This is a genomic window from Proteiniphilum sp. X52, assembly GCF_003712195.1.
Taxonomy (GTDB): Bacteria; Bacteroidota; Bacteroidia; order Bacteroidales; family Dysgonomonadaceae; genus Proteiniphilum.
This window is the reverse complement of sequence record NZ_RDSD01000002.1, coordinates 47,866-70,721: the sequence shown is the minus strand read 5'-3', so window position 1 is coordinate 70,721 and position 22,856 is coordinate 47,866. Positions and strand designations below refer to the sequence as shown.

The following is a 22,856-nucleotide window of genomic DNA, read 5'->3' as shown; positions in this document are numbered from 1 at the left end:
AAGAGCAAAAAATTAATCCAATATGTTTTTCGTGTGCCGGTTGGTTTCCCAAAAGTCAGATCCTCCAACGGATTGTTCGTACATAAATTCGGAAAATGGGCGATCGTTTTCATGTATCTTGTTTTTCAATCCTGGATTCCGCATTATTAATCCAAGAAAGATTTACTCCCCGATTCTTTTTTCCGTGCCAATGCCTCGAGAAAGTAATAGTCGGCATAATTGATGGGCACATCAATTTCGTTGCCGTGGGGGATGCTTCCCACCGAATGCATGAGTAAAAAGTTGCCGTTTGTACCCACTATTGCCTTGTATGCCTCTCCGGCAAGCGAGGTCATTATTTTATCGGCGGTTTCCTCGTATTCTTTTAGTCCGAGAGTAACCAGTTCATATAAGGCGGAGGCAATGACGGCGGCAGCGGAAGCATCGCGGGGTTCGTTGGGAATATTCGGGGCGTTAAAATCCCAGTAGGGAACCAGGTCCTCCGGTAGATTGGGATGGGAAAAAATGAAGTGGCGGATCTTCTCAGCCATGGTGAGATAACGTTCGTCGTGCGTAAACCTGTAGGCCACGGTAAAGCCGTAAAGCCCCCATGCCTGTCCTCGCGCCCAGGCCGATTCATCTGCATAACCCTGTGCATTCTGTTTGCTTCTCACGCCACCCTGCTCCTTGTCGTAGTCTACTACATGATAACAGCTCCAGTCATTTCTGTAATGGTTCTCCAGGGTTGTATTGGCGTGAGATACAGCTATTTTGTGATAGGTTGAGTCGCCTGAGATCTCGGTCGCTTTAAACAGCAGTTCCAGGTTCATCATGTTGTCGATGATCACCGGGCACATCCATCCCCGTTTCGCTTGCCATCCCCTGTCTTCATCCCAGCTTTGGATCACGCCTGCGGCAGGTCTGAACCGTGTAGCCAGCGAATTGGCCGCTTCCACAATCACCTCTTTATACGCCTCATTACCGGTGGCCCTTAAAGCATTTCCAAAGCTGCTGTTGATCATGAAACCCACATCGTGGTGCCATTTGAGATGTTTGATGGAGTCAAGGTCTTCCGTATATTTTATTCCTGCATCCAGCCACTTAGGATCTTTTGTCAGATCGTACATGTAAAACAGGGTCCCGGGAAAGAATCCGCTGGTCCAGTCGTCTTTAGATATGTATCGCACATACCCGTTTTCGACTGTCCTTGGATTCAATATTTTGCCCGATTCTTCGATCAGCTTCACCTGATACCCTATTTGCTGTTCCGCTGTTTTTATTACTTCTGAAAATAGATCGTTATGGTCAGTAGACTGCTTTTGTCCCTTTTTTTCCGTACATGCGACGAAAGCGGTAGTAAGGAAAAATAATATCGTTAACCTTCTCATTATCATTTTTTTATTCTATGTGTTTATATTTACCGGTGGATGAAATATTTTCCGTTGTTCATAATCTGAAAATTATGTTGTTTTAATCGATTTTATGCAATCTGAGTTCTATGGGTATGCCATGCCGGCATATCCCTGTAATCACTGTGTTGTCCCCCGAAATGCGGAGTGATATGGAGTCTACCGGATTATCCAGGGAGTAATGTCCTTTTAGGGTGATCTCTTTGGTGACCGGTTGGCTTTCTTTTGGAGTGGTGTAGGTATACTCCCCTAAATTGAGATCAGGATGGCAAATACTCATGTTGAGCTGATTGGCTGCGGGTTGTAACATGATCATGATTTCCTTGTCGCTCCTAAGGAGAAACTCGTCCGCATCGGTGGTCAACTCTTCAAAGATTGCATATCCCACGGTGTTGCTTTCATTATCCAGCACGATATGTGCCGTTTTGTCCTTCCTTTTCACTGCATATCCGGTAATTCCTTTGTTCAGTTGGGATAATTGGGATGTGGTTGCGTCCAGCAATATCATGTACTCGTATGTCTCGTTTTGCGGAGCCACTCCGTGATCGATATAGGCTGTGGCGAATTTACCCTGGGTCGGATTCATCTGTTTATTCTCTTTGGAATCTTGCGTCTTCTTTTCAATCACGAATGATTGACCGGAAGGAATGTAGAAATAATCGCCTGTTAGACTTTTCACGAGAAGGTTTTCTCCACTGTTTTTTTCGACTGTATGGCGATAAGGAAACTCTGTTATCTTTTTCTTGTTGACAGTAATTTCCTCTTTTTCTTCCACTAATGCTTGTTGAAAGAGTGTAGTCTCGACGGGATATTCTCCTTTTTCATTCCCTATTGCCGAACCAAGGGCAATAATCCTGTTTCCAAAAGTGAAGACCGATTTATGTGCTTTGAATGATGGGGAAAAGTTCTCCCTGTCCCGCTCACCTAATTTCATGGCGAACATTCCCGATTCACCGCCATTCAGGCGACTGGCGCCGGCAAATGACTCCGGTTGGCGCAACATATCGCTTCCCCTGAGAGGTGAGTTCAGCAACTCCAAAGGGAGATGGATGGAGGTTGTCCCGGGGTTCCTGTTCCAATCCCACCCTTGCTCCCTGTACCTGCTTGCCTCTTCCGTAATGGGAAATCCTCCATTTACCGCCTCGGGAGAGGGGGTTCCGATGATTTGTATCGATCCGTAACTCTGGTATCTGCCAAAGCGGTTATCACGTGTATATATCTCGCTTCCCCATACGTTTCGGGTAAATCCTTTTAAACTGACCATTTTTTTATTGTACCGGTAGATACCCTGTGAAGCATAATTGTATACATAAAACCCCTGAGGATAAGGATTGGGTTTGATGCCTTCCGACTCGAATTGTTTAATTAGGATATTATCTTCGGAAAATCTTCCTGCCCCTTCCATCAGACGTAGATATTCGCCCGCGAGTTCTTTATCCGTTTTTTCCGGAATCATAGCTGCATAGGCAAATGTCAGAATGCCGTTTTTGTTGATGGAGCCATTGAAAGGGTGCCTTCCCGACACTCCGATACCCCAATCCCGCAGATTGGATTGCCGGGCGATTGTTAACAAGGCAAATTTTAATACTTGAAAAGCCTCTTCATCCAAGGTAAACAGGGTATTGTTCACAGACTTCAGATATCTCCCGACATAAGCCAGGCCGGGAATCGAATAAGCCGGATAGTGCCCTCCGTGATGGAATGCTGTACCGTCTATTTTGATGCCTCCAATGGTGCCGGGAGAGAACCTCATTGATCCGTTTACCCATCGGGAGAGTTCTTTTAAGTCTCTAAAACGCTCATTTTCATTATCACCCCAGAGGGCGCAGATCAGTCGGGGAATGATCAGGGTATTCCATGAGTCGGTGATTTCATCTCTCAGATTATTAAACGGTTGACGCGCTTCCTGCAGGCCGCTCCAATAAGTAACTGCCCTGCGTGTCTCCTCCCATAATCCCTGTTCCTTGAGTACATCTTCCATCCACCATATCGCACCGAACAGGTCCCTGACCTGATACCCGTAGTGATGATTCGTCCCCATTCCGCTCCCGTAGGCAAAACCCTGATGTAGCATGTACCGGATGGCTTTCACGAATGTGTGTTTGGCTTCTTTGTCTCCATCCATATACCATCCCCGGGCTGACAGGTCCAATAACTGGTCCAAATGTCCGAAGTGAACATCTCCCGGCAACATGTTATCTTTCTGCATAAGGGGAGCGCCCCTCTTTCCGTCATCCGAGATAGCAAAACGATTGATAAGTTGTTGGAGTTGCTTTTTTTCTTTATCGGACAAGCTCCTCTTTTTGGATGATAGCTTGAGTTGATCATACACGAGGGAAAGGTGTTTTGATTCCCGGGGAGTTAACCGGGCAGGGATATCTATGTCATGTGTCTGTTGTTCCCACTTGTGGAGAAGTCCCCAATGCCATATTTCCCTGTTCAGGTTCCGGTTGTTCTCGGGTATCTGTGCATCGGGAATAGCCTGTCTGTCCACAGAACTGGTGAATTCCATCCTGTCGATCCAGAGTTTTCCCGTTGGAACATTTTCAGGAGAAATAATCTCCATTGAAACCACATTCTGCCGGGAAGTTTTCCCTCCGTCGGGAGTCCACATATCACTATAGGCAATCCAACCCGCCCTCCAGCCTGTGAAGTTCATATTGAAGTCAAAGGTGTATTGTATGGTGTTGTTCGTATCCCTGAATTGGAAAACCAGAGGATATGAATGAGGAGTCTCATTGTATATCCATAACTTTACGCCGCTTCTTTGGTCGAAAGAATCAACGACACCATGAATTTCAGCGTCAGTGAACAAAAGTGAGGCCTTCTCCGCCCTCCAATTCCACTGTAAAGATTGTGCCCCATCCTTGAAGTAATCCCGACTCAGTGACAATTTACTTGTGTTGTCATCCACCACAATCGTGGACGGAATGGCATTCCCTTCAAAACTTTGCGCAGAGAGCGCAAATGCTCCGGTAAACACTATCAACAGGGATATGAGTTGATGTTTTTTCATCTGTGATTCATCATTTAATTTGGCCGGGAAGACACCAGTCGCAGGAAAAACAATCTATTTTTCCTGTGACCCATATCTTCTTTCAATATGGCTAATTAACAGTAATGGTCATAGTTATGACCTGCTCTTTGTTCCCTTTGTAATTGGTGTTCCCACCAACGAAAACTACCTGGTAACTCCCCGGTGAATCGTAAATATATGCGTAGGTGAGTAACTCCTTGGTTATTGATTTGATGCTTGTTCCGTAAGAATCCGGATAAGTACGGCCTTCCTCTCCGGAGTAAAAAGTCACCCAATCGGGGGCATCGGCAAACCTGAAAACAACCTCTTCTCCCGCTGTGTAGGATGTTTTGTTTGGCGTTACGGTAAAATCCACATCCTTCAGGATATCCTCGCAGGAGGATAAAAAGAAAACAGGTATCAAAAACAAAATTGTATAAAAAGACTTCATATGATTCAAACTTTAAATTTCACCACAATGGATTCTGTTCTAACTCGGTATTGATAGAGAGCTCTCTTAAAGGAATGGGTAAGAACTCATGTTTTTTCTGGGTTCTTTCGGCAAAAGCGCGCGCTGTCGAGTAGTTGCTTCCACCCGGCCATCTGCTGTTATAGGTTGCTTCCCCCAATGCCTGGATCGCGTCGGTGTAAATTCCCCATCTTACCAGGTCGTATTTTCGCAGTGATTCAAAACATAGTTCCCTGCCTCTCTCATCACGAATTTCCTGTTGAAATTCTGTATACGAGAGTCCCGAAAGAGGATCGATACCGGCCCTTTCCCTGACGATATTGAGGGCTTCATATGCCAGGGGGGTGGGTGACTGGTTTGCTTCGTTCTCTGCTTCAGCCAGCATTAATAACACATCGGCATACCGGATGATCGGATAATTCTCCTGTGTGTAATTTTTGTGCCTGGGCATAATAGTTTCCCATTCCCTTCTGAATTTACCGCAAGCACGCTGTACAATCTGGTTCGCTTTCCAGTATACATAATTATCATTCGCATCAATCTGATAAGGAGCCATTGACAAGTCTCTGCGTTTGTCATGCGCGTCAAAAAGATCCCATAGGATCAATGATCCTGAGTAGAACCAGTAGCTGTATCCCAATCCTTCCGTGGACCCGTTTTTTTGTACGTTCCCGATCACGTTCCCGATACGCCCGTTTGTCCAGTTGCCATCCAGCTCCCTCGCGCCGATGAATTCGACTTCCCACATCGACTCGTTATAATCGGTATCGTACCGGTCACTTGCCATCCGCTTCCACATTTCATATACATCGGGATTGAGACTATGCTTCCCGGAGTCTTTTACCGATTTGGCATATCGGGCTGCTTTCTCGTAATATGGTTTCCCTCCGTTGGTGGGATATCCCGCCCTGGTAAGACAAACCCTTGCCAGCACACCTTCAACGACTGTCTTTTTTACGTACGACGGGCGCTTGTCATAGACCTCATCATCCACCATCGGCAGAACCTCCTCCATCTCACCGATAATCCAGTCCAAGGCATCCGCCTGAGGAGTGGCGGCCAATGTCGACTTCGAAACATCCTTAAAAGACTCTTTTCTGATGGGAACATCTTTCCATGCTTGTACCAGCAGAAAATGATAATAGGCCCTGAGAAATTTGGCCTCTCCCTTGATCCGGGTCTTTACCGGCTCATCGATTGATGAGCCTCCTATCCTTTCCATCAGGATATTTGCACTTTCGATACCTTTATAAATCGCGGTCCATGCATTGTAAATATCGGTGTTGCTTGTATTATGCCCATTCCCGAACACATCTGAAACGGTTTGCGTAGCCGGACGAGCAAAAAAACTCAGATCATCGATGTTGGAAATCATGCAGGAATACCTGTTGCCATATACATCCTCCGTGGCCAAAGCCGAATAAACACCGGCCAACGCCATTCGGGCATCATTTTCGTCTTGATAAAACTCTTCCGGCGATACGAAATTGTAGGCGCGCGTGTCAAGGAAATCGCTACATGATCCCAGGCTCAGTGCCAATAACAGTGTGAATATTGTTTTTTTCATTTTCCTTGTTTGCTTTTTAAAATGTCAGATTAAGTGATACGGAGTAATTCCTGGATCGTGGGTAAGGCGACCAGTCGAAACCGGGGGTTAAGACGGTATTCCTTGTTGAGACCTCCGGGTCGTTCCCCGAGTATGAAGTGAAAGTAAGTAGATTTTCTGCCGAAAAAGCAATCCTTGCCGCTGCGATATGCAAGCGTAACAGAAGTTTCGGCTGAAAATTATATCCCAGTGAGAGTGATTTTAACCGGATGAAAGAACCGTCTTCAATGTACAAGCTGCTGTACTCTTGTGAACCCACTGCCCTGGACCTGGGAATGTCGCTGGTGGGATTATTTTCGGTCCACCTGTCGGCATAGGCTGCAAACATATTTGTATGTCTTCTTCCATGGGGGTTTTCAAAAACCATTCTGTTGGCATTTAAAATATCGTTTCCTAAACTGAATTGGAAAAAGAAGCTGAGATCAACGTTCTTGTATGCAAAACTATTGTTGAGCCCGCCGATCGCGATGGGATGTCCCTGCCCGATAATGGTTTTGTCATTGTCGTTGATTACCCCGTCGTTGTTGATATCCCGATACCGAGGGTCTCCGGGCCTCGATTCTTTCGAATATAGCACTACACCTTCTTTGGGCGTATACACTTCAGCGCCGTTGTCATTTACAGTGATATTAAAATCTTCTTTTTTATAGGTTCCTTCATATAAAAAACCATACATCAATCCCGCAGACCTACCAATGGGGCTGATATAGGCTGGCATTGTCCTGTATTGATTATCCCAGTATATTGATCTCGTCATGGCTACCTGGTCATCGTTTAATTTTGAGATTTCATTTTTATTGAATGAAATGTTGAATGAAGAATTCCATTGAAAATCCTTGGTTTGTATGTTTTTAGTTTGGATTGAAAATTCAAGCCCTCTGTTTTGCAGTTCACCTATATTCATTATGGAGGTGGGATATCCTGAAGAGGGTGCCAAATCTGCTTGCAGCAGGAGATCCCGGGTGTTCTTTATATAATAATCTACCACGATATTCACTCTGTCGCTCCACAATCCCAGGTCCAGTCCCACATTATACTGGTCGGTTGTTTCCCATTTCAGGCTTTCATTATGCATGCTGCTGGGGATATACGCGATAGATTTATTGCTGTCGAACGGATACAAATAGTTGTCACCTGTCGTCAACATACCTCTGAAGGCATAGTTATCCACCCTGTTGTTCCCTGTTTGGCCATAACTTAACCTAAGTCTCCCGTTGGTGAGAATATTGCTCTCCTTCAGGAAATCTTCACGACTGAATGTCCAAGCGAGCGAAGCGGAAGGAAAATATCCCCATCTGTTCTTGGGTGAAAACTTGGAAGAGCCGTCGGCCCTGAAAGAGGCTGTGGCGTAATATTTGTACTTGTAATTGTAGTTCACCCGGGCCAGATAGGACGACAGGGTATTTTCTCCCTTGGATGATCCCACCGAAGGAGTACCGCTGCTTCTGCCAAACCCGGCCATTTCAAAAATTTCGTTTGTAATGAAGGTGCTTGTCATGTCGTGTGCATAGTACGATTCTTTCTGAAAAGTGATCCCGCCTAACAGATTCACATTATGCCCTTTTCTCCTGAATTGGTAAGATAGTGTGTTTTCATTCAGCAACCGGTCTGTGCTTCTTTGACTGTAATACGCGTTCACGCCCTTATACGAAGCGTTTTTATTGTGATAAAAACCGGTTCTTGTCTTTGAGTTATTAAACTCTTCCGTGGTGTAATTGACCAGTTGATAACCTCCGGTGGTTCTCAGGCGCAGATTCTGGATGATATCGTATTCGATCATCCCGTTGATACTTAAATTATCGGTTATCGTCTTACGATGCTCGTTATATGCTGACAGAACCGGGTTAAAACGGTAATCCTCTGTCATCTCTATCGCGTCGTCATAAAGTTCCTCCATCAGATTCTTACCGGATGGTGAAACGGGACGGTATCCCCATACACTATACATGAGAGCATTGCTTACAGAGGTGGCGCCTCCTGTCGGGTCGGCTCCGTTCCTTTCCGTTCGTGTGGCATTAGAGATGATTCTTACCCGCAATTTGTTCTCATATAACTTCTGGTCTAAGCTTATTCTCCCCTGATACCGGTTTAAACTCGAATTGACAATAATTCCTTCCTGATTTAAATAGGAACCGGAAGTGGAATATTGCATGTTTCCCTGTACACCGGATAGTGAAAGGTAGTGATTGTTTGTAATGGCAGTCCTGTAGATCGCATCCTGCCAGTCATACACGGGTTCTGTCTTGTATGACTCGAGTGTCCGCCCATCACGTAAATAGTTCTCCGCAAAAACATCGTAGTCCATCGTGATCTCTTTCTGCAGTTCAACAAACTGATAACCTGTGAGCAACTCTTGTTTTTTGGCTATATTGCTGACCGTAACGTTGCCGTTATACTCTATTTGGGGACGGCCTGCAATCCCTCTTTTTGTGGAGATAATTACCACCCCGTTGGCACCGCGGGAACCATAAATTGCGGTAGCGGAAGCATCTTTTAGCACGTCAATGGATTCGATATCGTTGGGATTAAGCGCTCCCAAATTGCTCGACTCCAGCGGGAATCCGTCTATGATATATAGCGGAGCCGTACTTTGTGTCAAGGACCCTGTGCCTCTGATCGTAATACTGAAGTTATTACCTAATCCCCCATCATCGGAAGATACCCGGACCCCCGCGATACGGCCCCCCAATGATTGGGCGATATTATTCACCGGTATTTTGGTTATTTCCGACAAATCTGCCGAGGCAATGGCCCCGGTCAGGTCTCTCCTTCTCACATCACCGTAGCCCACGGCTACAACCTCTAACTCCTGAATCTGGACGGAGGCTTCTCTCAATACAATTTCGATTTTTGTTTGGTTCCCTACCAAAATTTCTCGAGACTCAAATCCCATAAAAGAGGCCTCCACCACTTCGTCTGAGTTTGCCGCGATAGAGAACGCCCCGTCATAATCGGTTATCGTACCTCTTGATGTGCCTTTGATAATAATATTGACACCAGGCAGTGTTTCACCTCGTTCATCCAATACGATCCCGGATACTTTTTTCTGAGCCAACACGAGCGTGGGTATCAGAAGTATCAAAAGAACGGTAATTGTTTTTAAATTTAAAGTTTTCATTTAGGTCTGTTTTAAATAGTCATTAAAATAAAAAAGATTTAAAGTTTTTTATCCTTCAAATTTTAATTTCTCGCGACAAAGTTATGGACGGGATATCGATGGAAGGTTCAAAAAAGTTCAAAAAGGGTTGGTTTTAGTACAGTTGAAAAGATTTAACTTTTTTTGTTGTGTGAAGATAAAAATGCAAATTATCAGTTAGTTACTTTTTGGACCTGTATTCAGAAGGAGACATCCCGAATTGGTTTTTAAAACATGTTGAGAAATATTTTGGAGAATTAAATCCGAGGCGGTAAGTGACGTCAGATATATTCAATTCGGGATGGTTGGATAGTAAAAAGGTAGCCTTTTTCATTTTTACAGTAATAATAAAATCATTGGGAGTTTGTCCGGTAATCCCTCTGATCTTATTAAACAGGCTCGTTCTGCCCAAACTCATTTTCCGTGAGAATTCGTTAATCCCAAAACCGGGGTTGTCTATGTTCTCTTCAATTATTCTATTGGCTTTTTCAAGGAAGGCCTGGTCGATTTCGTTGGCTGTGACAACACTTACGTTAAAATCGGTGGATTGGGCAAATCGTTCCTGTAATATTCTCCGGCTATTTACCAGATTGTTACACCGGGCCAATAGCACTGGGAGGTTAAAAGGCTTGGTGATATAATCGTCCGCTCCAAATTGTAAACTCTCTATATTGGACTCTATAGCTGTTTGCGCTGTAAGAAGGACTACCGGAATATGGCAAACCGCGAAATTGTTTTTTATCTTTAGGCACATCTCACTCCCCGACATCACGGGCATCATTAAGTCACTCAGTACAATGTCAGGTTGACTTTCAATCGTTTTAAACAACCCTTCTTCTCCATTGATGGCTGTTATGACTTCGTAAGCCGGAGCAAAAACCGTTTTTAAAACATCCAATAACTCTTCATTATCCTCCACTATGAGGATACGGCTCCGGTTTTTATCCGGATCATCCCTTTTCGAGTTATCACCACAGCTCAATAAGCTTGGAGTGTTGGCGTCGCTTGGTTCCCGATTGTTAATTGTTCGTTCGGCAAAGCGAGTAAATTGATTTTGCTCTTGCTTGACCAAAGAGTTCTTCTCCGGTAAATAATCCTTGACTTTTTGGACAGTTATATCATTGGGGTTTCTTGTTTCAATTTTTTCTTTATCGTGGAAATGAGCTGATCCTTTCCGCAGGAAGATTTGAAAGTTGCTCCCCTGACCCGGTTTGCTCTCGAGTGTTATCTCTCCGCGGTGTGCATCCACTATACCTTTTGTTAAAGCTAATCCCAAACCTGTACCGGATGATATACTATCTGAATTGTATTCGTTGTTAACCTGATAAAAGCTGTCAAAAATCTTCTCTATGTTCTCCGCGGAGATACCTATACCGGTATCTCTTACACAGACACACACATTCTCGCTATCCTGATGGATATATATTCCTATCTTGCCATTTTCCGGAGTATATTTAAACGCGTTTGATATGAGGTTGAAGAAAACCTTCTGCATTTGATGCTGATCAAACCATACCAGAATGATATCGTCTGATGTGCTGAATGAATAAATGATTTTCCTATGTTTGGCATAAGTTTCAAAAGTGAGATATATCTCATGTAGAAAATCTACAATATTATATTCTCCTGCATTTATCGAAAGCTTTCCATTATCGATTTTCCTAAAGTCCAGTAATTCGTCGATCAGGTTCTTCATCAAAGCGGTATTTTTACCGATATTTGAGATACCTGAGAATATTTGCGGCGATAATTTGTCTTCCTTCAATAGCATATCTACATAACTTGCAATTAAGGTGAGTGGTGTTCTGAATTCATGTGAGATATTTGTGAAGAACCTAATTTTCGATTGATTCACCTCTTCGAGATGCGCTTTTTCATTCTTCTCGAACTCCAATGAGGATTCCAGTCTGATTTTATATTTCGCATATCTTATATAGGATCCTATCAATGCCATGGCAGTCAAGAGATACAACATATAAGCAACAGTACTCTTGTAGAATGGTGGAGTTACCTTGAAAGGGAGATGAGCTCTTCCCAGTTCAACTTTCGACCGGGGAGATATCCCCATTAATTCCAGGGTATATTTACCAGCGTTGAGGTTTATGAGGTTTATTTCATTGATGCCGTCTTTTAGCAGGATCCATTCATTTGACAACCCCTTCACCCGATACAAATACTGATATTGGTTATGCGCGATGATATGGTCGGAGGCAAACTCAAATTTTAGAATAGACTGTTTATGATTGAATTGCAAGCTTTCGGTATAAGGGAGTGTTGTTTTAAGTAATTTGGTTTCATCGTGTGGTGAAACTTTTTGATTATTAACCCACAAATCGCTGAAATGTAGTTGTATGGGATCGAGATCACTCAATATGCTTTGTTCTTGAAATGAAATCATCCCGTTCATCCCTGCCACATAAATTTCCCCGTTCTGTTTTATGGTAATTCCCCCGTTGAAAAAAGAGTGGATGGACAATCCGTCGTGTGAGACAGGATAGATATCTATGCTATCTTTGGGACTTATATATGAAAGCCCTTGGGTTGTCGTCAAATATATGTATCCCAAGGGAGACTCGGTGATATTGCTTATGTAATTATTCCTGAGACCGCTGTTTTCCACGGTAAACCGCTTAAATACAGACGTGGTATAATCAAACAAGTTCACTCCTCCGCCGCTTGTCCCGATCCAAAGCCTGTTCAGGGAATCGATGAATATTTTTGTCGCATCGTTGTTGCTTATGGTTTTCTCATTGTTCGGATCATGAAAAAAAGGCTTGATCTCTTTGGTCTTGATATTATACTTGTATACACCACGGCTGGCGACCCATAAATTATTTGCATTGTCTATCTCAATATCTACGAAATAAGTAGTATGTTGATGAAGTTCTTCCGAGAATACGGAAAAAGAAGCAGTCTCTTTGTCAAATAGATATAGCCCATTGTGGGTTGCTATCAGATAGTTGGTGTTATAGGGCAGTATTTTTCTCACAACATTCGATTGGTCCAACTCCGGCCTGATATCCCGATATGTCTGGATTGAGTAGTTTTGAAGATCTAAAATGCTTAACCCTCCCAAATGTAGTCCCAAATACAATTTTTCATTTGTTTCATCGTAATAGACCGATTTGATATTCTCATTTTGTAGCCCGGAGAGGCTCTTGTAGCTTTTATTGTCTGTGTCATAGATGATTAGTCCATTTCCCTCGGTGCAAAGGAAGAGGGTATTCTCTTTGTACGGAATTATCTCGCTGATAACGGGAAAAGGTTTGGTGGTAAAGATCCCTTTTTCCAAATTGTGGAAAGTGTAAATGCTCTGTGTGGGGTTGAAATAATTTACTCCCCCAAAATAGGTTCCAATCCATATGTTACCGAAACGGTCCTTGTGCAGAGACCATACCGATTCATTTGAAAGGTGTCGGTCATCATTTATTTCGGAGTCATAGTGGTGGAATAGCGATTGCTCCTTGTCCAGTCTGTCCAATCCTAATTTGGTTCCAATCCATATATCTCCGTAATCGTCCTCATGTACCGCTCTTACAAAATCGGAGGATAATCCTTCAGCCGGATTGACCGGATTTTTCCTGTAATTTAAAATCCCCTTATCTTTTTCAATCTTGTAAAGGCCATTTTCCCAAGTACTTATCCATATATTATGATCTGAATCTTCGAAAAGGGATGATACACGGCTGCAGTGAGGAAGTATCTTGTGCGCTTTTTTATTTTGGTCAATTTCATAGACTCCCGATGAGATTGTCCCAACGAAAAGACGATTGTCGGAAACAGGAAGAAGGGTGATTATCTGATCCCCGCCCTCAATCTCGCAAAATAGGTAATTCTCCCCATTTTTATAAATATAAATAGCATTGTTTTTTGCATACCATAAATTGTTGTTACCATAATTCATGGCATTTACCTGCATCTTCACCAATGGTGATATGGTTTCGGTTTTGATGTCGAATTTATCTACTCCGTTTTGGGTGTGTATAAATATTGAACCTTTCAAATCGCCACAAATAGTCTTTATTAAATTGCCCGACAGCGAATTCTCTGAGATCCCTTTGGACTGAAGGATTCGCATGGTGATCCCGTTATAGATATTTACACCTTCCCGTGTGCCAAACCATATATTACCCAGTTCGTCCTGGTAAATGGTCATTACCGAAAGTTGTGAAAGCCCCTCTTCAATACCGATTTTTGAAAAATTGATATCGCCGGAACCATAGGTGAAAAAGTGATGTGCGAACAGGATTAAAAGCAACAGAACCCTTTCTTTCCTGCAAAATGAGAAAAAATTTCTATTAAAGAGAACTGTTGTTTTCTTATTTAAGCATACCGTTGTCTTTTCATGCATATCTTCCACTATACCCTCCTGATATATGAATCCGGAAACAAATATAGCAATCAAATTGTAAACTACAATTCAAGGAAGATAATAAACGGATAAAATAGTCATTATCATCGGTAGTGACGATGGGCGATTCGATTCTGGTTTTGCGCATTTTCAGATCAAAATCGGTGACAGTTGTTGAGAATATACCCGAACTCCACCTCTTTGGGTGTGCTTGCCGCGGTAACATGTGAGTTTTTCTTACAATGGATATTACCCTTTTCGAAGCATGCGGTAGAGGGGCTGAAAATAAAATCCGCGGTTCCCCCACCCATCAGATGATCCACGAGGCTGTTGAGATAAACTTCGAGATAAGTGTATCCGTTGCTATCCGTTTCATCCGCTTTTTTTCCCGGATAATTCTCTTCCAGCCAACCATCGGGAATACCGTCGGAATCAGAGTCAACATACTTATCATAGGTTTTATATTCAGGCCAGCCGCCTACATCATTCTGACTGTCAATCAATCCGTGGGTGCTTCCTCCGGATCCTTCGAAAGAGTAGGAGCGGTTCTTTACATTATCCACATATCGAAGGTCATGCATGTCCCTTACCAGAGCGCATCCCCCATATCTCAACACTTTCCCGTATGCCTCTTCCGCCTTGTCCGTGGTGACGGGTAAGAATGAAAATTCCTCGTCGGTGATAATGTCATTCAAGGTAACATCCGGGGCAAATTCAGTAAACGACCTGCCCATCTCGATCCCCAGCCTGTTATCCTGGGTCACCTCCGGATTTCCGTCCAGATAATTTCCCCTGATATAGAAGTGCCCGTAAGTTCCTTTCGGTTGTTTGTTTTCTCCATTATCCGCGTCGGGATTTATAAGCCGTTTCTTTGAGCCGCTGCTTGAAGCCGGGCCATATTTGTAATAATTGTGGATGATATTATAACTACCCCCTTCCGCCGCATAGATGTTGTTGGATCCCCAGTTATAGATCACATTATTTCTGAAATCCACCTTTTCCTCCCCGGGCCGGTTGGAATAGCGGCTACCGCAGAAACGAGGATTGCGACTGTCGTTGTGCGCTAGGAGATTGTGGTGGAAAGAAGCATTCTGTCCTCCCCATATGCCACCGTAGCCATGTTTCCCTTTTCCGTGAAAGGAGTTTCTCAGACTTTCGGTGATGAAACACCACTGCATGGTGAAATTGGCATTATCGTAAAAAGAAGAGAGCTCGTCGATAGCCCAGCTCATACTGCAGTGGTCGATGATTATATTCTCATTCCCGTATCCCGAAAGGACATCTACAGCCCTTTTTGTTTCATCACCCAGTCGGAAGCGGAGAAAGCGTATGATCACATTATCGGCGCTGATCACGGTTTCATCGTCGCTGATACAGATACCGTCGCCGGGAGCGGACTGGCCGGCAATGGTGAGGTCGCCGTGATTGATCTTCAAAGGGCTTTTCAGGCGGATACGGCCCGATATCTTGAAGAGAATGGTCCGAGGCCCCTTCTGTTTCACTGCCCACCGCAATGTGCCGGGTTGTTCCGAATCTTCCAGGGAGGTGACATACAGCACCTTGCCTCCTCTTCCTCCGGTAGTATATTTGCCGGCCCCCTCCGCGCCGGGGAAGGCAGGGATTTGTGCTGCTACCCCGGTTGAAATGAGCAGAAGCGTCACGGTTAACTTGATGAGGGATGAATGTAGACTCATGGTTGGATCGTTTGTTGGTTTTTATCTTTCCAGCAGCATGCTGGTCATTATAAACGGGCCTACCGCTTTGGGATCGTCGTCTCTTACCGGCTCTGAAATATAGTATTCGAAACTGCCGTCACGGTATATCTTTTCTCCCCCTAACCCCGCCACGGCGCATACGTTTGTGACGGAAATGGTACCGTCGCCGTTCTCACGGATAAATTGCTTCAGGAACTGATTGTAGGCAGTTGCTCCCTTGTCGGCGAATTCTGCCGGCAAAAAGCCTTTCTGAGCCCCTTTCACCCATGTATAGACAAACATGATAGAACCCGACGATTCCAGGTAATTTCCTTCCTTGTCGGGCAGGTTTGTCACCTGGTACCACATACCGGTTTCGGGATCACGATATTGATCAATCGTGGTAGATATGGTATTCAATAAATCGATGATATGGCTCCTTCTGGGATGATCTTCCGGCATGAAATCGAGCACATCTACCAACGCCATCATATACCATCCAATGCTTCTTGACCAGAAGTTGGGCGATTTTCCTGTCACGGGGTCGGCCCAGCGTTGTTCGCGGCGCTCATCCCATCCGTGATACAATAGGCCGGTCTCTTCGTCAATCAGATCCTCCCAGGCGGTGGTGAGTTGCAATACCACCTCATCGAACAGAGCCGGTTCATCGAAAGTCTTCCCATACTCGGCGAGAAAGGGACAAGCCATATACAATCCGTCCAGCCATACCTGGTGCGGGTAGATCAACTTGTGCCAAAAGCCTCCGTTGGAGATGCGCGGGTGCGTTTCCATCTGGCTCCTGAGTAATTGTAGCGCTTTCAGGTATTTGGGATTCCCTGTTTTTCCATAGACGGGGAATAACATTTTTCCGGGGTTGACATGGTCGATATTGTATCGTTCCAACTGATAAGTTTTGATGCTTCCATCCTCATTGACCATCGTATCGGCATAACTCTCCGCGTAATTGAAGTATTTCTCGTCGCCGGTTTTTTCCGCTACTTTGATAATAGCCTGAAGCTCCAGGCCGTGGGTATAATTCCATTTGATCTTATCCGAAAAGTCGACCATCCAGCTTTCCGGATATCTTTTCATTTCCGAATCGGCCATTCTCACGTAATAGGGATCGAGAGGCGTTTCTTTCCCGCCACCGCAACTCAGGAAAATGGTGATAAGCACTAAAAGCAGTACTGACGTTTTCTTACCACTCATACGCTATTTGATTAAATCGATAAAATTAATTCGTCCTTGTTTTTCGATTTAGTGAATCGACAGTTTATATCTACAGTTTGCAATATTACTATTTATTTATAAATGAAAGTTGTATAAATTGGTTTTATAGGGTGGACAGATTGTTTTATCGATTGCAGATTCATAAAAATCTGCAGTTTTGTCGGCATAAACAAGCTTATATTCATTTATAGATTGTCGGGTTATAAGAACCTCACAACATAACTGCGCAGAAACACCTATTACCGGTAAGAATCCTTCAATTTGGTGAAGGAAACTTCTTCAGGACCTTTGTGGACTGGATGATCAACAAGGCCAATGATGAGGCGATTATGAACATCCTGACATTACTGTTGTGCAGCCTATTCATGGGGATACGATCTGAATACCTGATAAATCAAAATACCACCCTTTAAAAAACAATCTGTCCGCCTCTGTCTTGTGGTTTATTATTTAATTTGCCGTAAGTAGTTCAACAGAATTAGTTTAGATGATAACTTTCAGCCTCCATATGTGTGATCCCAATACTAACCGAAGTAACAAGCATGGGAAAAATCAAAGATCATGCAGCTTAAATTATGAGGACTTAGTTAAGTTAAAAAAATAAATACGATATTGATGAAATGTAATATCTCTTAATCTGACGCAGAGAGTAAGATTAACAGGATATCAGGGCCAGGTAAAAGTTTACGCTCTCCAATAACGACTACTTACCTTATTACTTATAGATAAATTGATTTGCTAAATGTGAATAAACATGAACAGGAAAAATGAATTTAGGATGAGGCTGAGATTTTCAGTCGGATTGCTACTGCTGTTTTTTTGTTCCCTGAATGTTTTTGCTCAGGATAGAACAATCAGAGGTGTGGTGAGAGATACACAGGGCGAACCTATTATTGGAGCCAATGTGATGGTAAAGGGTACCGGTATCGGTTCAGCTACTGATATCCACGGAAATTACACTCTCACCGTGCCGGGATTGGCCGATGCGCTGCAGGTTTCTTACATCGGGATGAAGGATATTGAAGTACCTATTACCGGTAGTGTGGTAAATATCACAATGGAAGAAGATGTGGCCAGCCTGGAAGAAGTAGTGGTTGTTGGTTATGGCACGATGAAAAAGAGTGATTTGACGGGATCTATCAGTTCTGTTTCTTCAGACAGGATTACTTCGGTAGGAACAAGTTCTGTAATGGGAGCTTTACAGGGAGCTTCAGCCGGTGTGGATATTATTACCAATTCTACCAGACCGGGGGCTTCGTTCAACATTCAGATTCGTGGACAAAACTCATTACAGGGAGGCAGCCCATTGTATGTTGTCGACGGGGTTATAGTGGGAGATATCGACTTTCTTAATCCTTCGGATATAGAAAAGATCGATGTGCTTAAAGATGCTTCATCTACAGCGATTTATGGTTCGCGTGGCTCCAACGGTGTGGTCATTGTCCAGACAAAAGGCAGTGCTGCGCGGGTTGCCAGGACTACCGTTTCCTACGACGGATATTATGGAGTAAGGAATATTGCCAGGATCCCCGACTTTATGGATGGAAGGGAATGGATAGATTTTCGTACTTCAAGGTATTATACATGGGACGGCACCAATAATAAATATATTCTTACCGCCTCTGATAGAAATGCTGTCACACAGAACTCCAAAATAGTCAACACGGCCCTTTATAATGAAGATTATACCGATTGGCTTTCTTTAGGGACCAAGAGCGGATCGCAGCAGAACCATTACTTAAATATAATGGGAATGGGAGGGAATATCACCTATAATATAGGCATGGGGTTTCAAAATGAAATCGGAAATTTCCTCCTGGAGCGGATGGATAAGTACTCCCTTAACGGATCAATCAACCATGAGATAAATGATAAATTTTCCGCCGGTGCCAATTTCATCCTTTCACATCAAATAGTGAATACCGGATCCCAGTATGGTTACAGGGATTTGTTACGCTTGCCCAATGTCTTGAAAGCTTATGATGAGGAAGGGAAATTGATCGGACAACCGGGAATTGCAGCAGAGATACAGGGAGACGGTAATTTTACCTCATCGGCCAACCCGCTCATCGAGATTGAGTCAGGTTCTAATGAGACCCGTCGTTTTGATGTGCTGGCAAGTGCATTTCTGGAGTTCAGGCCAATCAAGGACCTCTCGTTCAGAGCCACTCTTTCACCCCGTTTCAACCGCACCCGGATTGGTTACTACAGGGAAGCCAATGCTAATCGTACAAGAAACCAGGCTGCCAATGACAACAGGGAGTATTTTGACTGGACATGGGACAATGTGATGAATTATCAAAAGAGCTTTTCCGGCTTGCATAATTTGAATCTTACACTGATTAGTTCTATGTATAAAACCCAGTATGAGAGGCTCAACGTGTATGCCGAAGATTTCCCCTACAACTCGGAATGGTATAATATCTTTAACGGTACGGTGCAGTATGGAAACAGTAGCGGTTCCTACTCACAGACCTCATTGCTGTCGTATGCCGCCAGGACAAATTATGATTTTGCAGGTAAATACATGTTGACAGGTACAATTCGCTATGATGGAAGTTCAAAACTGGCAAACAAGTGGGCGGCATTCCCGTCGGTGGCTGCGGCCTGGAGGATTTCTGAGGAGTCGTTCCTGCAGCAGCAAAGCTGGTTAGACAACCTGAAACTGCGTTTGAGTTATGGATTTTCAGGGAATAATAACGGGGTTTCGGCGTATGGTACGCAGGCAGCACCCAATACAGGCAATACTGTTTATTATGATTTCAACGGGAATATTGTTTCCGGTTTCGGTACCGGAGCGCCGGTAAATACAAACCTGACCTGGGAAAAGACCAGAGAACTTAATTTCGGGATTGACTTTGCTTTTTTTAATAGCAGGGTTAACGGGACTATCGACTTGTATGATAAACTGTCAGACGGATTATTAATGAACAGAACGCTCACGATTGAGTCGGGAGTATCGAGTATGGTGGATAACATAGGTTCTGTAAATAACAGGGGTTTTGAAGTCACATTGAACACCCTCAACGTAAAGACAAAAGATTGGGACTGGAGAACCACACTTGTTTTTGCAATGAATAAAAATGCCATCCGGAGCTTATACGGAAAGAAGGAAGATGTGATCAATGAAGCCAGATTTATTGGTAAACCGATCAATGTGATATATGATTATCTGGTAGATGGTGTATACAGTCATACTGAATGGACTGCGATGAGCGCACAACAGCGCACCGATATGGGAGCCCTCCAACCCGGTTATGCCAAGGCGATAGATACCAATGGCGATGGAAGAATGACGACAGAAGACAGGATTATTCTGGGACAAATCGATCCGAAATGGACAGGTAGTATTAGCTCGAATCTGGCTTACAAGAACTTCGATTTCGGATTTAATATATATACCCGGCAGGGAGTCTTTCTTGACGATAATTTTCTGGCTGAATTCAGTCCTGCAGGCAATAATCAACGGGGACGCCCCAAAGTGAATATGGATTATTATATTCCGGGCGATGTAGCCCGTTTTGATTGGAGCATGCCATTCTCCATCGATGAGAACGGACAGGTATGGGCGCCATGGGGAACTTCCACCGAAACGCCGAATGCCCAATACCCCATAAACGGGTTTACCGGTAATTTTTATGGTGGCAACGGAAGATACCAGGATGCCTCATTCGTGAAAGTAAGAAATATTACGCTGGGTTACTCACTCCCCGCAAATCTGCTGCACAGATCCGGTATTTCATATGCCCGGGTTTATGTGAACGTGTTGAATCCTTTTACTTTTACCGATTATATAGGGTGGGACCCGGAATATGCAACTACCTCTCTCCAAAACGGGAACGGGCCCTCCACTGTCACATATCAACTAGGTATTAATTTAAAATTCTAATCAAAATGAAACCAATCATATATTCAATAATCTTAGTAATCTCATTCTATAGCTGTAGCGGATTCCTTGATGAAGATAATAAAGCGGGTATTTCAAATGCTGATTTATACTCAACGGCAGAGGGATACCAAACGCTGAGAGTGAATGTGTACAGCAGCCTGAGGAATATTTACAGCGAAGCACCGTTGGTTTTATTGGCCGGTACCGACCTTTACCAAATGCCGAGAGGTATGACGGAGAACGGAATTTATGACTATGTGCGTTTATACGATACCAATGGCGATGTAAGCAGTTTCTATTCGGATTGTTATAATGTTTTGCAACAGGTAAATACTGCCGAACATTATCTCTCTATAGCCGATATCAGCGAAGCCGATAAAAATCTGTATCAGGCAGAATATGATTTCCTTAAGGGATTTCTGCATTTTCTATTAATTGAGCAGTTTGGAGGCATCGTGGTCAATGATGAATATACACAATCCCCCCGGATGGATATGCCGAGAATGTCTTTAGAGGCTTCCTACGATTATGTGATTGGTAAGCTGGAAAGTTCCCTGGCCGGTCCTCTGCCTCAAACCAAAACAGACGGACAGATATGCAAAGATGCTGTCAATCATTATCTGGCAAAAGTTTATCTGACCCGGGGATGGGATCTAAGGAACCAAAACGACTTTACTAAAGCAAAAGAATATGCATCAAGTGTGATCTCGAGCAGAGGAGAATTGAAATACAGCATGGAGGAATTGTGGAGCCCTTCGAATGAGAATAACGAAGAATTTATTTTTTCCATACAATACGATGCTGAATCCATAACAAGTACCACTAACGGTAACAACCAGGAGTCTGTATTTGGCCCTTATCTGGGGGGTAACGAAAGAGGTCACAAATACATGGCTGGCAGCCTATATCCCAGTTGGGCCTTAAATTCATGGTTTGACAAAAATGATACACGTTATGAAGCCACTTTCATGTTATCAATCTGGGAACATTATTATGACTACTATCAGGGGAGAAATATACCCGGGGTAAATGCTATTACCGCTATTTACCCGCGTGCCTGGGAGAGATCGGAAGAGATGTTTGAAGACTATATCCAACTGACCAAGGGCGTATCGAATGGTCAGTTTAACGATGTGACCATGACAGATAACGACAATAATCTGATCTTCGGTGCGAAGGAATTCTTACAGAAATGGTGCCCCGAGTATGCGGACATACCTCCTGTGAATGCATTGAACCCGAACGGGGGCAATTATTTGAGGATATACCCCTTTTTCGAACATTTTCCAACCCAAAAAGAGAATGAGACCTACTGGCGTTCAGGATTCAATAATGACTTTAGTCAGCCGGGGATTAAGAAGTTCGATATGGACCGGTTAGTGGTCTTTAGTCAGACTCAGAGCTACCGGGATATTGTACTTGCTTCCCTCTCCGAAACCATGTTGTTATATGCTGAAGCGTGCATCGGTGAAGAAAATTATTCGGAAGCACAAACCTATCTCAACAGGGTGCTTGCCCGCCCAGCCAATTCGAGGAATGGTTCTCCTTTAACCGTTCAGTTGCCTAGTTCACAGAAAGGTGCGTTGGAAGCCTACCTGAAAGAGTCCGGAAAAGAACTGGCTGGCCAGTATTCTGGACGTTGGCCCGAACTACGACGTACAGGCATGCTGAAAGATATGTTCTATACCTACAACTATGACTATCTTTCCGGCAATCTGGGATCAGATCCTATCGGTGAGAAACTTTACAGGCCTATTCCCCAATCGGCTATTGATATCAATGAAGGGTTGAGTTCCGATGATCAGAATCCTGGATATTAATAATACTTGTTTAGAGTAATTTTCAACAAAATCTACTTGCCTGTTTATTGAATGGGTAAGTAGATTTATTTTTAGCCACTAGTGTCGCATTAAAATTGGGACGTTATTAAAAATCAAATAAACTTGGAATGGGAAGAGGGAAAAGTGAAAGAATTGAACATCTACTCCCAAGGCAAGATATCGTTGACCCTTTCGGAGATGGAAACTGAGATCCGAATCCTTTTTATCAAACGAAAAAAATCAAATAACCACTGATC

At 43.7% G+C, this 22,856-nt stretch carries 10 protein-coding genes; 2 read left to right on the top strand and 8 right to left on the bottom strand.

Going from position 1 to position 22,856, the window contains the following annotated elements:
• Nucleotides 1-146 precede the first annotated feature (146 nt).
• The 8 genes from D7D25_RS02655 to D7D25_RS02620 all read right to left on the bottom strand — a co-directional run bounded on the left by D7D25_RS02655 (nt 147) and on the right by D7D25_RS02620 (nt 16,869).
• The gene (locus D7D25_RS02655; RefSeq protein ID WP_122967419.1) at nt 147-1,367 is read right to left on the bottom strand and encodes a glycoside hydrolase family 88 protein; all 1,221 of its coding nucleotides are present in this window, start codon (nt 1,365-1,367) and stop codon (nt 147-149) included.
• An 82-nt stretch (nt 1,368-1,449) separates the two neighbouring features.
• On the bottom strand, nt 1,450-4,404 hold the full coding sequence (locus tag D7D25_RS02650; RefSeq protein ID WP_122967418.1) for a chondroitinase family polysaccharide lyase: 2,955 nt from the start codon (nt 4,402-4,404) through the stop codon (nt 1,450-1,452).
• 91 nt (nt 4,405-4,495) lie between these two features.
• Complete coding sequence (locus D7D25_RS02645; RefSeq protein WP_122967417.1) at nt 4,496-4,855, bottom strand: DUF5017 domain-containing protein; 360 nt, start codon at nt 4,853-4,855, stop codon at nt 4,496-4,498.
• 19 nt (nt 4,856-4,874) lie between these two features.
• Complete coding sequence (locus D7D25_RS02640) at nt 4,875-6,440, bottom strand: RagB/SusD family nutrient uptake outer membrane protein (RefSeq protein ID WP_122967416.1); 1,566 nt, start codon at nt 6,438-6,440, stop codon at nt 4,875-4,877.
• Between the two features lie 16 nt (nt 6,441-6,456).
• Nucleotides 6,457-9,597 carry a TonB-dependent receptor gene (locus D7D25_RS02635; RefSeq protein ID WP_122967415.1) on the bottom strand — a complete coding sequence of 1,047 codons (3,141 nt, stop codon included), beginning with the start codon at nt 9,595-9,597 and terminating at the stop codon, nt 6,457-6,459.
• Between the two features lie 199 nt (nt 9,598-9,796).
• Nucleotides 9,797-13,873 (bottom strand): two-component regulator propeller domain-containing protein, encoded by a 4,077-nt coding sequence (locus tag D7D25_RS02630; protein WP_158602519.1) that lies wholly within the window; start codon nt 13,871-13,873, stop codon nt 9,797-9,799.
• Nucleotides 13,874-14,121: 248 nt separating this feature from the next.
• Nucleotides 14,122-15,660, bottom strand: coding sequence for a polysaccharide lyase family 1 protein (locus tag D7D25_RS02625; RefSeq protein WP_255417151.1), 1,539 nt, complete (start codon nt 15,658-15,660; stop codon nt 14,122-14,124).
• A gap of 21 nt (nt 15,661-15,681) precedes the next feature.
• Entirely contained in the window at nt 15,682-16,869 is a 1,188-nt protein-coding gene (locus tag D7D25_RS02620) for a glycoside hydrolase family 105 protein (protein ID WP_122967413.1), read from the bottom strand.
• Nucleotides 16,870-17,668: 799 nt separating this feature from the next.
• On the opposite strand from D7D25_RS02620, the gene D7D25_RS02615 reads away from it, so the two are divergent.
• Entirely contained in the window at nt 17,669-20,779 is a 3,111-nt protein-coding gene (locus tag D7D25_RS02615) for a TonB-dependent receptor (RefSeq protein WP_158602518.1), read from the top strand.
• Nucleotides 20,780-20,784: 5 nt separating this feature from the next.
• Nucleotides 20,785-22,599, top strand: coding sequence for a RagB/SusD family nutrient uptake outer membrane protein (locus tag D7D25_RS02610; RefSeq protein WP_122967411.1), 1,815 nt, complete (start codon nt 20,785-20,787; stop codon nt 22,597-22,599).
• Nucleotides 22,600-22,856 lie beyond the last annotated feature (257 nt).